Annotated in this window: 14 protein-coding genes; 6 read left to right on the top strand and 8 right to left on the bottom strand. The window is 69.5% G+C overall.

The window, feature by feature from the left end; all coding sequences use genetic code 11:
* Positions 1–2: 2 nt before the first annotated feature.
* The 3 genes from SSOG_RS30700 to SSOG_RS30690 all read right to left on the bottom strand — a co-directional run bounded on the left by SSOG_RS30700 (position 3) and on the right by SSOG_RS30690 (position 3,055).
* Positions 3–1,238, bottom strand: a complete 1,236-nt coding sequence (locus SSOG_RS30700) for an IS701 family transposase (RefSeq protein WP_167542523.1) — start codon at positions 1,236–1,238, stop codon at positions 3–5.
* Between the two features lie 212 nt (positions 1,239–1,450).
* Positions 1,451–2,284, bottom strand: coding sequence for a PIG-L family deacetylase (locus SSOG_RS30695; protein WP_009718151.1), 834 nt, complete (start codon positions 2,282–2,284; stop codon positions 1,451–1,453).
* A gap of 351 nt (positions 2,285–2,635) precedes the next feature.
* The gene (locus tag SSOG_RS30690) at positions 2,636–3,055 is read right to left on the bottom strand and encodes a MarR family winged helix-turn-helix transcriptional regulator (protein WP_245606412.1); all 420 of its coding nucleotides are present in this window, start codon (positions 3,053–3,055) and stop codon (positions 2,636–2,638) included.
* A 14-nt stretch (positions 3,056–3,069) separates the two neighbouring features.
* Here SSOG_RS30690 and SSOG_RS30685 point away from each other — a divergent pair, with 14 nt between their 5' ends.
* A complete protein-coding gene (locus SSOG_RS30685; protein ID WP_039939091.1) occupies positions 3,070–4,098 on the top strand; it encodes an alpha/beta hydrolase in 1,029 nt (342 codons plus the stop codon).
* A 78-nt stretch (positions 4,099–4,176) separates the two neighbouring features.
* Here the strand turns inward: SSOG_RS30685 and SSOG_RS30680 are convergent, their stop codons facing one another.
* Complete coding sequence (locus SSOG_RS30680) at positions 4,177–4,719, bottom strand: ArsR/SmtB family transcription factor (protein ID WP_050800017.1); 543 nt, start codon at positions 4,717–4,719, stop codon at positions 4,177–4,179.
* A gap of 57 nt (positions 4,720–4,776) precedes the next feature.
* Here SSOG_RS30680 and SSOG_RS30675 point away from each other — a divergent pair, with 57 nt between their 5' ends.
* The 3 genes from SSOG_RS30675 to SSOG_RS30665 all read left to right on the top strand — a co-directional run bounded on the left by SSOG_RS30675 (position 4,777) and on the right by SSOG_RS30665 (position 6,380).
* The gene (locus SSOG_RS30675; protein ID WP_009718147.1) at positions 4,777–5,682 is read left to right on the top strand and encodes a S41 family peptidase; all 906 of its coding nucleotides are present in this window, start codon (positions 4,777–4,779) and stop codon (positions 5,680–5,682) included.
* Positions 5,683–5,865: 183 nt separating this feature from the next.
* Entirely contained in the window at positions 5,866–6,129 is a 264-nt protein-coding gene (locus SSOG_RS30670; RefSeq protein WP_009718146.1) for a type II toxin-antitoxin system Phd/YefM family antitoxin, read from the top strand.
* On the top strand, positions 6,126–6,380 hold the full coding sequence (locus SSOG_RS30665) for a Txe/YoeB family addiction module toxin (RefSeq protein ID WP_009718145.1): 255 nt from the start codon (positions 6,126–6,128) through the stop codon (positions 6,378–6,380). The genes SSOG_RS30670 and SSOG_RS30665 overlap by 4 nt, the downstream gene beginning before the upstream one ends.
* Before the next feature lie 333 nt (positions 6,381–6,713).
* Here the strand turns inward: SSOG_RS30665 and SSOG_RS30660 are convergent, their stop codons facing one another.
* Positions 6,714–7,574 (bottom strand): helix-turn-helix transcriptional regulator, encoded by an 861-nt coding sequence (locus tag SSOG_RS30660; RefSeq protein WP_009718144.1) that lies wholly within the window; start codon positions 7,572–7,574, stop codon positions 6,714–6,716.
* Positions 7,575–7,700: 126 nt separating this feature from the next.
* On the opposite strand from SSOG_RS30660, the gene SSOG_RS30655 reads away from it, so the two are divergent.
* Positions 7,701–8,696 (top strand): aldo/keto reductase, encoded by a 996-nt coding sequence (locus SSOG_RS30655; RefSeq protein WP_039939090.1) that lies wholly within the window; start codon positions 7,701–7,703, stop codon positions 8,694–8,696.
* Between the two features lie 21 nt (positions 8,697–8,717).
* Here the strand turns inward: SSOG_RS30655 and SSOG_RS30650 are convergent, their stop codons facing one another.
* On the bottom strand, positions 8,718–10,472 hold the full coding sequence (locus SSOG_RS30650) for a solute symporter family protein (RefSeq protein ID WP_050800016.1): 1,755 nt from the start codon (positions 10,470–10,472) through the stop codon (positions 8,718–8,720).
* On the bottom strand, positions 10,469–10,834 hold the full coding sequence (locus SSOG_RS54095; RefSeq protein ID WP_050800015.1) for a DUF485 domain-containing protein: 366 nt from the start codon (positions 10,832–10,834) through the stop codon (positions 10,469–10,471). The genes SSOG_RS30650 and SSOG_RS54095 overlap by 4 nt, the downstream gene beginning before the upstream one ends.
* 844 nt (positions 10,835–11,678) lie before the next feature.
* Between SSOG_RS54095 and SSOG_RS30640 the strand changes: the two genes are divergently transcribed.
* Positions 11,679–12,587: an SCO4651 family lipoprotein gene (locus SSOG_RS30640; RefSeq protein ID WP_050800014.1), complete on the top strand. Its 909-nt coding sequence runs from the start codon at positions 11,679–11,681 to the stop codon at positions 12,585–12,587.
* 150 nt (positions 12,588–12,737) lie between these two features.
* Here SSOG_RS30640 and SSOG_RS54090 read toward each other — a convergent pair whose 3' ends face one another.
* Positions 12,738–12,983, bottom strand: a complete 246-nt coding sequence (locus SSOG_RS54090) for a nucleotide kinase domain-containing protein (protein WP_245606647.1) — start codon at positions 12,981–12,983, stop codon at positions 12,738–12,740.
* Positions 12,984–13,129: the final 146 nt, after the last annotated feature.

Raw genomic sequence — 13,129 nt, 5'->3', positions numbered from 1 at the left:
GCTCATGCCGAGTCAGCCAGGTGAGGCGCGCTGCCACTGCCCGCGAGGGCCACGACCGCGTGGGCGGCGGAGGCCAGGGTGATGTGGCGGTGCCAGCCGCTGAAGGAGCGCCCCTCGAAGTCCTTGAGTCCGACATGTTCACCGACCTCCGCCAGATCGCGGCGGGCCCGCCCGGCCAGCTTGGTCATCCGCAGCAGCGTGCCGACCGGCACGGAGGCCATGTTGGTGATCCACATCGCCGTGGGCACATGGCTGCCGCTCTCCCACTCTCCCAGCAGCATGAGCTCTCCCTCCCTGGTGCCGTCCCGGCCCGGCCGTCCGGATCTGGCCGCGCCTCCCACCCGGACTGCGACGGCGACCGAGTCGCAGCGGGTGCGGGAGGGGCTCGCGGGGTCGGTCCACTCGACCCGCCGGCCCAGCCCGCGCACCGCCGCGAGGATCTGCTGAGCGCCGAGCGGTCCGGCGCCGTAGCCGGGCAGGGCGGGGTCGCGCACCGTGACCGGGGAAGCGCCGCCGGCCCGGACGATGACGGGCACTCCGGCCTGGGTGAACCGTCCGACGGTGGCGGCGATCCGGGTGACGTGCGTGTTGAGCACCACCGGCCGCACCGGAACCTGCCAGGACGTCAGCGCCATCAGGACGGCAGCGGAGGCGCACTCCTCCGCCGTCTCTTCGCCGACGGCCTCCGGGATATCGGCTCGGCGCCGCCGGTTGTCGTCCTGCACCCAGGTCTCCGGCAGATGCAGCCGCCAGTGCACAGGCACGCTGAACTTCTCGTTGGCGTACCACACCCCAAAGGCGTGCTGCCCACGGAACGCGTGCCCTAGGCAGGGGTCGAACACGCGGTCCACTCCGACGGACTGGTGGCCGGCCTTGAGGATCGGCATGGACCGCACCACCCACGCCTGTGGGGCGACGGCCTGTTCCAGGTGGGCCGCGAGTGCCTCACGCACCGGCATCCAGTCCCAGGTAGAGCTGGAGATGAAGTGGTGGAGGCTCTGTTCGGCGGCCGGTCCACCGACATGGGCGGCGACGTTGCGGATGGACTTGCGGCCACGGGCCCTGAGCAGGCCACGCAGGTACTGCTCGCCCTTCTCCCGCTGGTCCCGTCGGACGAACGAGGTGAACAGCACGTCGGCCAGCTCACGGGTCAGCGCTTCGCGCGCGTCCAGCAGCCCACCGGCAGCAGGCCGCGGACGTCTTCGCCCCAGGTCCGCGTCCATTCCTGTCACGCTCATGGGCATTCCCCCTCTTGATGCTGTGGCGGTGGTCGGTCCGCCCCTGCCGATCTTCGCCGCCGAGGGGCCGGGAGCACCAAGCGGTGAGGTTGTACACCGCCTGACAGCGGTTATCGGAGACGCCCCAGGGTAGCCGCGGGCTGGCAGGTCTCCCACCTGTGCGGTTGCCAGGTGGTTTGGGGACGGGCGCGGTGTCGGGTCGGCAGGGCGGATCAGCGCAGCCCGGCGAAGAGGTCGTTCTCGGGTACGGCGGCGCCGGTGGCGTCCTTGACACGTAGGTAGGTCTCCATGCCCATCAGCTCGCCGAACCTCTCCTTGCCCATCTTGAGGAAGAAGATGTTCTCGCCCTGACTGGCGTGCGCGGCCAGTGCGTCGAACTTCTGACCGCTGAACGCGGTGGTGTCCACCCACGTGGTGATCTCATCGTCGGGGAGGCCGATCTCGGCCATCGCGGCGGCCTCGGCAGGATCCGGCTCCGGCATGTCCTCGTGAAACTCGCGCATGATCTCGCCGAACCGCTGCATCCCCGAGTGGGGCATCGTCGTCCAGTACACCTTCGGGGTCAGCGTGGTCATCTCCAGCGCCGCCATCGTGATGCGGTGGGCCTGGATGTGGTCGGGGTGGCCGTAGAAGCCGTTCTCGTCGTAGGTGACGACCACATCGGGCCGGTAGTGCCGCATGAGTGCCGCGAGTCGGGTGGCGCCTTCCTCCACGGGGGTCTGCCAGAAGGATCCGGGGGCGTCGTTGCTCGGCCAGCCCGTCATCCCGGAGTCGGGATAGTCCAGCATCTCCAGGTCGCTGACCTTCAGGACGTCACAGCTCGCCTTGAGTTCTTGACGGCGCATCAAGGCGACGGCCGCCGGATCGTGCCCGGGATCGCCCGGCTTGACACCCCCCGGTCCGTCACCGCAGCCGCCGTCGGTACACGTCACGAGAACCGTCCGGATGCCCTCCGCCGCGTACCGCGCGAGGACCCCTCCGGTCCCGGTGGCCTCGTCATCGGGGTGGGCGTGCACTGCCATGAGCGTCAAGGGCCGGTCAGTCATGAAACAGTCCTCCAGTAGAAATACGTCGTGATCCGAGTGCGCGGCGGGCGTACCGCGATCCTGGGGCCCGGATCCTGGTGGACGGACGACCTCGTGCTCTCCGCCTTCCCCGCCGTGCGACGCCGGTCCCTCGGTCGATGCAACCGTGCCGCCGGGACGGCTGTTCCCTACGCGGCCGTTTTGGCCTTCCAGGCGTCGACGTTTCAACGCGAACGACATACAGGCGCGACCTGCATGTCCCGTCGCACCGCACCGATCGGTGAACTGACTGAGGGCCGTCGTGGAGTCCCGCTGATCTCCTCCGGAGTGGAGGAACTCATCGATGCTCCGGCTGAGTGGTGGTGCTGAGGTTCAGTCGACGTGCGGCATGAGGGGCGGACCGTCCTCCTCGACAGCGAGGGCCACGACCCGCAGGAGGTCGGCCAGGTGCCCCAGCTCCTTCTCGGCCAGGGGCGCGAGCAGTGTGGCCCCGGCCTCCCGCTGGTCATCGATCACCGCTGCCCACGTTGCGGCTCCCTGGGGAGTCAGGCCGACGAGAAGGCTGCGGCGATCCTCAGGTGCGTGCTCGCGAGTGATCAGGCCCGCCGACTGCAGACGGTCGAGGCGGCTGGTGAGGGTGGCGGGGTGGACGCCGAGTCCCTGAGCGAGACGTGTAGGTGCCATGCGGTAGGGCTCTCCCGCCGAGCGCAGGCGCCACAGGATCTCGTACTCCCACAGCTTCAGGCCGTGGCGCGCCAGGGCGGCCTCCTTCTTCTGCTGCAGGTGCTGCACGAGCCTCTGCATGCATGTCGACCTTCACGCTCGCCGACCGCATCAACGAACACGTCATCGACAGCGCGCTGCTCCGCGGCAACCCCCTCGACGACCCGGCGCAACGACCGCTGTGGGTCTACACCCCGCCGGGCTACGACGATGCGCCCGAACGCCGCTACCCCGTCACGTATCTGCTCCTCGGCTACGCGGGAACGCTCCCGGTCTGGTGCAACCGCACGGCCTTCCGGAAGCCAGTCCCCGAGCTCGCCGACGAGATCTTCGCCCGCGGGGAGGCGCCCGGGATGCTGCTGGTATTCGTGGACGCCTGGACCACCTACGGCGGCAGCCAGTTCATCGACTCGCCCGGCACCGGCCGCTACCACTCCTACCTGTGCGAAGAGGTCGTGCCGTACGTCGATGCCCGCTACCGCACGCTCCCCGCGCGCGACCACCGAGCCATCGCGGGCAAGTCCAGCGGCGGACTCGGCGCCACGGTCACCTCGATGCTCCGCCCAGATCTGTTCGGCGCCTTCGCCACCCACTCCGGCGACTCACTGTCCGAGGCCCAGTACCACCCGCACTTTCTCACCGCGGCCCGCCAACTGCGCCCCTACGACGGCGACATCTTCCGCTGGTGGGATGATTTCCGCTCGCGGACCGCCTTCATCAAGGAGGAGGACCTGAACCTCCTGGAGATCCTCGGCGTCTCCGCCTGCTTTTCCCCAGGCCCCGACGGCTCCCCCACCCTTCCCTTCGACCCCCGCACCGGGGCCCTGCGCGAGAACGAGTGGCAACGCTGGCTGGCCTGGGATCCGGTACGGATGGCCACCACGCACGCCGACGCCCTCCGCTCCCAGCGCGGCATCTGGATCGACGCCGGCACCCACGACGAGTGGTTCCTCGACCTGGGCGCATTGGCCTTCCGCGATGCCCTTACGGAAGTCGGAGTGGCCGACGACATCGTGCATTTCGAGCTGTTCGAGGGTGGACACCACGCCGTCGAGTACCGGATGCCGCCCGCCCTTGCCTGGTTGGCGCACCGCATCGCCGATCGGCCTTGACCTCCCGGGCTGGATCAAACCCCGTGCACGAAGCAATATCGCCGCTCAGAGCACACCCCGACGAAACGATTGGTGCTGCTAGGCGGAACTGGTGGTGCCGGTCGGCGGAGCCTGCTCATAGAGCGCCACCAACACACCGTGCACGGGCTGGTCCTCTGCGTCTTCCTCGGCCTCGTCGACCAGTTTGGCGAGGGCCTCGCCGAGTTCCCTTGCCTTCGCAGGGTTGAGACGCAGGTGGCGCAGTGTCAGGTGGGTCTCAGCGGGAGAGAGGTCCAGCTCCTGGGCGACCGCGGCGAGCATCGCGGCGGTGCCTGCCGCTTGGGGTTCGGCGACGACCATGTGGCGGGCCGTGCGCTGGTAGTACTGCTCGGTGCCGCCGCGGACCTGGCGGGTCTCGGCGACGTGGACCAGCCCGGCTTCGCGGAGCACTTTGAGGTGGTGGGCCACATTGCCCTTCTTCGCGTCGAGCTGCGCCGCAAGCTGGCTGATGGTGGCAGGCCGGTGACCCAGGGCGAAGAGCAACCGCTGACGCAACGGGTGAGAGAGCGCCGCGAACTGCTCAGGCGCACCGATCTCCAGGACGGCCTCAGGCGGCGGCAGGCAGGAAGGCTGATCGCGCATTCCGAAAGTGTCTAAACTCTTTGACGCTTTCGCAAGGGCGGTGCTCTACTCCCTGCCATGACGACTCCGACGAAGCTTCCGCCTGCCCCTGTCATCGACGAGACAGCTCGGCTGCTGACCGAGCACTACATCTTCCCCGAGATAGCCGAGCAGCTCGCCGGCCTGCTGCGACGACGCCTCGCCGAGGGGGCCTATGACGTCGACGACGCCGAGGAGCTCGCCCGCCTGGTCACCGCGGACCTGCAGTCCGTCAACGGCGACCGGCACCTGAGACTGAAGCACCACGCCGACCCGGTCGCCCCGAAGCAGGGGGCGGCCACCCGGGACGCCATGCGCCGGGACTTCGCCACCTCGCTGGGCGGCGCGCCCCGGGTGGAGTTGCTCGGCGGAGGCGTCGCCGTGGTGGAGCTGGCACCGATGCTGTTTCCGCTGGAGTGGGCCGCCGAACCGCTGAGCGCCGCGCTCACGCTGGCCTCCCGCGCCCAGGCGCTGATCGTGGACCTCCGCGCCAACCGGGGCGGCGACCCGGACACGGTCGCCTTCGTCTGCAGCTACCTGCTCGACGAGCGCACCCACCTCAACACCATGCACTGGCACGGCGGCGAGCGCGGCGAGCAGTCCTGGAGCCTGCCGCACGTTCCCGGCACGCGCTTCGGTGGCAGCAAGCCGTTGTACGTACTGTCCAGCGACAGCACCTTCTCCGCCGCCGAGGAGCTGGCGTACGACCTCCAGCAGCTCGGCCGCGCCGTAGTCGTCGGCGAGCGCACCCGCGGCGGCGCACATCCGTGCCAGGGCTGGACCGTGCACCCACACCTGGAAGCCACCATCCCGGTCGGCCGCGCCGTCAACCCCGTCTCCAGCACGAACTGGGAGGGCACCGGCGTGCAGCCGGACATCCCTTGCGCCGCCGCCGACTCCCTCGACCACGCGCACGCGCTGGCCCTCGCCCGGCTGGCAGGCTGACCCGGTCCAGCTCACCGACAGCACCGAAAGGGCTGGGTTCGTTTGCCGCGACCGTGGGAGCATCAACCACGGATCCCACCCAGATATCACCCAAAACCCCAGGTCACAAGGGGGCCGGAGGGTGATCAGTGGACGCGGACAAACTCGTACGATATCTTGTACAAGTCAAGAGAGGGGGCAGCCATGCCCATCACCGCCAGCGAGGCGCGCCAGAACCTGTTCCCGCTGATCGAGCAGGTCAACGAGGACCACGCTCCGGTCCACATCACCTCCCGCAAGGGCAACGCCGTCCTGATGTCCGAAGAGGACTTCACCTCCTGGACGGAGACGGTGCACCTCCTGCGCTCCCCCAAGAACGCCCGCCGCCTGCTCGACTCCATCGCCGAGGCGGAGGACGGCAAGGCTCAGCAGCGTGAGCTGATCGACCCCGACGCGGGACAGGCGTGAAGATCTCGTTCACGTCACACGCCTGGGAGGACTACACCTACTGGGCCGAGAACGACCACAAGATGGTCAAACGCATCAATAAGCTGATCAAGGACACCGTGCGCAATCCCTTCAAGGGCATCGGCAAGCCGGAGCCCCTGAAGGGCGACCTTTCGGGCTACTGGTCTCGGAGGATCGACGACACGCACCGGCTCGTGTACAAGCCGACCGATGACGAGTTGATCATCGTCCAGGCCCGGTACCACTACTGATACTCGTCGGCATCGGCTCTCGTCCGCACGGGGCGCGCCACCGGGGCGAAACCCGCGGGGCTGAGGTAGAGGACCGCGTAGTTCGCCTTGACCCAGCCGGGCGACCGTCACCGCCCATGACCGTTCAACCGTGAGACGTCGGGGTTCGGCCAGACGGCCAAACCCCGACGTTTGCGCAGGCCAGAAGGGTTCTGCCCGGCAATTGCCTCACCGGCTCCCGGGGCCCAGCGACGCGCAGTGAGCGAACTGGATCGACGGACACTCCGCTGCGGATCACGTAGGGCGCGGACTGCTGCGGCGCCGAGTTCGCCCGTGGGCCCATGGCCGGCCGCTTCACCGCGCCGTCGGGCCCGTTGCCCCCGTGGGGAATTCCTCGATACCGATGACCCGCAGCAGCTCCAGCCGCTCGCGGGTCTCGGCGTCCGCCGGGGTGAGCACCAGCAGCTGCTGGCCCTGGTCGGGGGTGACCAGGGTCTCGCAGTCCATCAGCAGGCGACCGACCCGCGGATGCAGCAGGGTCTTGCGGTCGGCGCGCCGGACCGCCACCTCGTGCTCGGCCCAGATCCGGCGGAAGTCGGCACTCGCGGCCTGCAACCGGTCGACGAGTCCGGCGACCATGGTGTCGCCGGTCCGGCGGCCGGCGGCCGCACGCAGGTCGGCCACGAGCTGGCGGGCGTGGCGTTCCCGTTCCTCGGGCGGGGTGACGGCGCGGACTGCGGGGTCGGTGAACCAGCGGTATGCGATGTAGCGGCGGTCGCCGGAGAAGCCGGTGTGGTCGCCCGTGAGCAGGAGGGCGGTCCGGTTCTGGGCGAGGACCTCGCCCAGGTCGGACAGGACCAGGGCCGGGGTGTCGCCGAGCAGGTCGAGCATGCGGATCAGCCCGGCGCGGGCCAGGCGGGCCACCCCGTCGGCGGGTGGGGGCCGGTGACCGGCCAGGTGGAACAGGTGGTCGCGCTCGTCGTCGGAGAGTCGCAGCGCCCGGGACAGCGCGCCGAGCAGCTGGACCGAGGGCTGGCTGCTGCGGCCCTGTTCCAGGCGTACGACGTAGTCCACCGACATGCCGGCGAGCGTGGCCACCTCTTCCCGGCGCAGGCCGGTGGTGCGGCGGCGGGGGCCGTCGGCGATCCCGACCTCGGCCGGGCGCATCGCCTCGCGGCGGCGGCGCAGGAAGTCGGCGAGCTGGTCACGTTGCATGTCCCCATGGTCCTCGCGGCGGGTGAGGCGATCCAGGGAGCGGCTCTCCCAGGATGAACGCTCCGCTCCCGTACGTCGCGGCGCGGGCGCACAGTGGCCGACAGAACGACGACGAAGGAGAACGCGATGCAGACACGAACCCTGGGCAGCACCGGCCCGGCCGCTTCCGCACTGGGCCTGGGCGCGATGGGCATGTCGGGCGCTTACGGCGCGGCCGACCGCGCGGAGAGCATCGCCACCGTGCACGCCGCGCTGGAGACCGGTGTCACGCTGATCGACACCGGCGACTTCTACGCGATGGGCCACAACGAGCTGCTGCTCGCCGAGGCGCTGCGCGGCCGGGATCGGGACAACTACCAGCTGAGCGTCAAGTTCGGCATGCTGCGGGGGCCGGGCGCGGAGTTCGGTGGGACGGACGGCCGTCCCGAGGCGGTGAAGAACTTCCTGGCCTACTCGCTGACCCGGCTGGGCACCGACCACATCGACATCTACCGTCCCGCCCGGCTGGACCCGGCGGTACCGATCGAGGAGACGGTGGGCGCGATCAAGGAGATGATCGACGCCGGGTACGTCCGCCACCTCGGCCTCTCGGAGGTCGACGCGGCGACGATCCGCCGGGCGCAAGCCGTGCACCCGGTCGCCGACCTCCAGATCGAGTACTCGCTGATCTCCCGCGCGGTGGAGGCGGACATTCTGCCCACGCTGCGGGAACTCGGCATCGGCCTGACCGCGTACGGCGTCCTCAGCCGCGGCCTCATCTCCGGGCACTGGGCCGTCGGCCACACCGCCGGCCCCGGCGACAGCCGCGGCTTCAGCCCGCGATTCTCGAGCGGGAACGTGGAACACAACCTCGCCCTCGTGGAGGCGCTGCGCCGGGTCGCCGACGCGAAGGGGTGCACCGTCGCCCAGCTGGCCATCGCCTGGGTGGCCGCACAGGGCGACGACATCGTGCCGCTGGTCGGCGCTCGCACCCGCGAGCGGCTGGCCGAGGCGCTGCCCGCGATGGAGCTGATCCTCACCGCGGACGACCTCGCCGAGATCGAGAAGGCGGTGCCGCCGGGTGCGGCGCGCGGCGACCGGTACCCGTCCGCGTTCATGTCCAGCCTCGGCGCCGGCAACTGAGGGCGCTTTCAACAGGCGCCGTCACTGGTAGCCACCCGGCATCGGAAGGGCGACCGCCCTCCGGCCGCGCGGGCCCGGATGAGGTTGCCGAACGTCTTGAACGGCTTGATCGGGATCGTCTTCGTACCCCCGTTCCCACTGGCCGTCCGCGTCGGGGTAGAACCCCCACCGGCTCAGTCGCCGCGAAGCCCCGTGCCCGTTCCGGTGAGGACGCGGAGTTCGGTATCCGTGTAGTCCGCCCCGCCCGGCTGGCCCCGGTCGGAGACCGAGCCGGCCCAGGCGAGCAGGAACCCCACGGGGATGGAGATGATGCCGGGGTTCCTCAAGGGGAACACCGCGAAGTCCCAACCGGGCAACAGCGCAGTCGGGTTGCCCGAGACCGCCGGGGACAGTGCGGTCAACAGCACGGCGACGAGCAGCCCGCCGTAGGTGCTCCAGATCGCTCCCCTGGTCGTGAAACCCCTCCACCACAGGTTGAACAGCAGGGCGGGCAATCGCGGAGGCCGCGATGGCGAAGGCAAGGCTGACCAGGAAGGCGATGTTGAGATGCTGGGCGACCATCGACAACGCGATCGCCGCCACCCCGATCAGCCCGACGCCCAGCCGGGCGACGAGGAGTTCGCTCTTCTCGGACACCTTGCCCCGCATGATCGTCGCACCGTAGACATCGTGAGCCAGGGACGCCGCCGCGGTGAGCGTGAGAGCGGCGACAACGCCCACGATCGTGAGGAACGCGACGCAGGAGACCACCGTGAGCAGGAAGGACCCGCCCAGGCGCTCGGCGAGCAGAAGCACGGCCCGGTTCCCGGAGGCAGCATCCTCTTCGATGGGCTTCGAACCGATCAGCGCCGCAGAGCCCAAGCCCATGATCACCTCGAACAGGGTGAAGACGACGACCAGGCAGGCCGCCCACGCGGCCGACTTACGGGCTCTGCGTCCGCTGGAGACCGTTCCGATACGCATCAGGACGTGCGGCAGAGCGGCCGCTCCGAGCACGAAAGCGAGTTGCAGGCTCACCGAATCGATCTTGCTGGTGTGGTCGTGGAAGCGGATGCCGGGTTCCAGGAAGGGGTCACCGAGGCCGCTGTGCAGGACGGCGGCATCCAGCAGACGCGCCGGGCTCCAGCCCACGTCCGAGAGCACCGCCAGCACGACGAACAGGCCCGCGGCGAGGAGAACCATGGCCTTGATGCTCTGCACCAGGGTCGCGGCGCGCATACCGCCGATGACGACGTAAAGGACCATCAGAAGACCGAGAGCTGCCACCACGACCCGCTGGGCGGCGTCTCCGTCGATGCCCAGGACGCTCACAGCGAGCGCTCCGGCACCGACGAGCTGGGCGGTCAGATACAGCAGGCAGACGACCACGCTCGCGATGCCCGCCGCCAGGTGCGCGGGCCGGGCGCGCAGCCGCAGGGCGAGGGAGTCGCCGATGGTGAACCGTGCGGTGCTGTGGAACGGCTCAGCGACCAGCAGTACCAGTACGGACCAGGCGACCATCGGCCCCATCACATAGGCGATCCCGTCGTAGCCGGTGAGCGCGATCAGACCGGGATTGCCCAGCATCCCTGCCGCGGACATGTAACTGCCGAAGATGGCCAGCCCGTTGACAAGCGACGGCAGCCGTCGCTGGCCGAGGTAGAACCCGCTCAGTTCGTTCTTTTCGTGGGTGATCGACCCGATCGACAGGAACAGCGTAAGGACGACGCAGAGGCCGAAGACAACGAGAACGGGGAAGGCCCTGCCGGAATCCGGGAGCGCGAGGACAGAGTTCACCGGTGGCTCTCCAGATGCGGAAAGGAAGCACTGTGACGCTCGACCACGGGCTCCACACAGCGCCTCGCATACCGTACGTACCACAGGACTGCCCAGCCGGTGAACGCCAGTTGAGCCAGGACCAGGGTGAGCCCGATGTTCAGCGGTCCCGCCCAGGTGATCGCCATGACACCGGGTGCCTCGTTGGCCAGGATGACGCCGGCCATCTGGGCACCCACGACCGCGGCGGCGATCTGGGCCGGGCGGCGCCGTACGGCACGCAGATCGCGCAGTGCGCGGGTCCACCCGGAGCCGGGGAGGCACTCCGGGGACGCAGCGGTGCCGGACCGGCCTTGGCCAGGGGGGAGATCGCGGGAATCCATGGTCGTCCTCGACGGGATGGTGTGCGGATGTGGAGAGCACCTCGTACGAAGGTTTGTGGCCCTACACATCTCCCGGGCCCGCGGATGGGCGGCCGATGTCAGTGACGAAGACACTCGGCAAGGAACGAGAGCGAAAGAACGGATTGCGCCTGCCCTCGAGAACCATGCACGCGATTCGCCGAGCCGAGCCGTTCCAGGCCCTTGCGGTCACCTCGCTTCACTGGCGCCAACCGTGCCGCAGGGACATTGAGCCGACAACGGTGTGCGCGGTAACGATGGAAGGTACTTGCGTGCCTTTCGTGCCTCGCATTCATGGCGTGGGGCAACCCGTTCCCGGCCCCTCGCCGGACGCTCTCCGTCCGCTCGCGTGGCCGGTTCGCTTCGAACGGGGCACTGGATCGGGCGAGTTGGCCGGTGGCGAGGCATGAAGGCCTCTCGGCAGCGTTGGCCCTCCTGGCCGCTCGGTCCGCGCACACGGACAGGCTCGGCCACCGCGCCTCGAACGATCGGATCGAACATCACCGACACACCCAACCGCCACAACCTCCGACCCGGCGAACCTCAACCGGTGACCCATCTCACCTGCGGTTTTGCCGAAGAACCGAACATCTCCATCCCATTCGATCCTGCTGCGTCCTCCTCGATCCCGCTCGATCCGGCGCGGTGAGGCATTTGCCTCACCGCCTGCCGATGCCCGGACGGGATCGCTGGTGCGCTACGCGGCTCCAGCCGCCTGTCGCTGCCGGGCAGCACCGGAGAAATCCGGGCCGCGCCTCGCGCGTCCGTGCGCTAATGTCCCGACATCGAACAGAAACGAACGCAAGTTCTGCAAGGGGTGGGGTATATGGGCATCGTCGTGCGCACCGGACCAGGCAGACGCACCAGAGCGGCGGGCGCGGTGGTCGCCGCCGCGCTGCTGTGCGCCGGGACGGCGGGCTGTGGTGCGGAGAAGAGCGGCGGGGGGAAGTCCGGCGCGAAGGATCCGCATATGGCACCCGCGGCGGCCGTGCGAGCGGCGGCGAAGAAGACCGAGAAGCTCACCTCGCTGAGCTACCGGATGTCCGGCAGCACGCCCGAGGACGGCCGGTTCGAGGGCGAAGGAGCCATAGCCTTCAAGCCGCCCGCGATGCGGATGAAGACGCGCTCGCTCGACCAGGGCGCGGACGCGTCGGTGGAGTTCCGGCTCACCGGAGGCAAGCTGTACCTCGGTGGCGATGCCATCAAGGCCGGGTTCGACGAGGAGTCCTCCTCCCAACTCGACGGCAAGAACTGGCTCGCGACCGACGCCTCGGCCTTGGGCAAGGGTGGCTCCGGCGCGGCGGGACAAGGCGGCGCCCTCGCCAACCGGGCCGACAAGAATCCGGCCGAGGAGTCCGCCTTCCTCTCCGACGCCGACAATGTGCGACGGGTCGGCGACGAGACCATCGACGGTGCCCGGACCACCCACTACCGTGGTACGGTCACCCTCGCCCAGATGCGCGCGAGCCTGGAGGACGAGGACGCCGCGACCCGCAAGCGCCGTGAGAAGAGCCTGCGGCAGTACGAGGAACTGGGCGTCGACCGCCTGGTCATGGACATGTGGATCGACAAGGACAGCCACACCAAGCGGTTCCGCACGCGCGGCAAGGGCGACAGCGGGCGGCTCGACATCACGATCACCTTCAAGGACATCAACAAGCCGGTCACGGTGCAGGCCCCGCCCGCGAGCGACACCTTCGACCTGGCCGACCTGACCCGGGGCCTGGAGGGCTGAGGCCCGGTTCCAGGCGCCCCGGCCCCCGAGGGCCCCGCGGACGGTGAAGGGCGGCCACCAAGTGACAGGCCTCGTGTCCGCCAGCCCCTGATGAGCGGCCGCGGGACGGCGGTCAGTCGTTCAGGCCCCACTCGGGCGGGAACCAGGCCCTCATGGGAGCGGCATCCAGGCGACAGGACTGCTTGATGCGGCTGCGCTCGCTGATCCCGGTGATCTCGGGGTGTGCCACCCGCGCGTACTCGGCCTCGACCCGTCCCGTGCGCCGGGGCCGGGCACGACGTGATCCATCTCCGAGAACGGCGTCTGCTGCGCATAGTTGAGGTCGATCAGGCACTTGTACGCCAGGAAGGGGCCGATCACCGGGTACCCCAGCGACACCCTGTAGGTATCGCGCATGGTGGTCGCCGACCGGACCTGCCCGGGCGCGCCGGAGGTCATCATCATCTCCAGCAGCCGCGGAACCGCAGGTAGGTCACCGAGGGGGAGCCACGGAATTGCTGTGCACCGCTATTGGCGCCTGCCAGCGCACACCCTCACCGAAG

Source organism: Streptomyces himastatinicus ATCC 53653 (assembly GCF_000158915.1).
Classification (GTDB): domain Bacteria; phylum Actinomycetota; class Actinomycetes; order Streptomycetales; family Streptomycetaceae; genus Streptomyces; species Streptomyces himastatinicus.
This window is presented reverse-complemented; position numbering and strand designations above follow the sequence as displayed.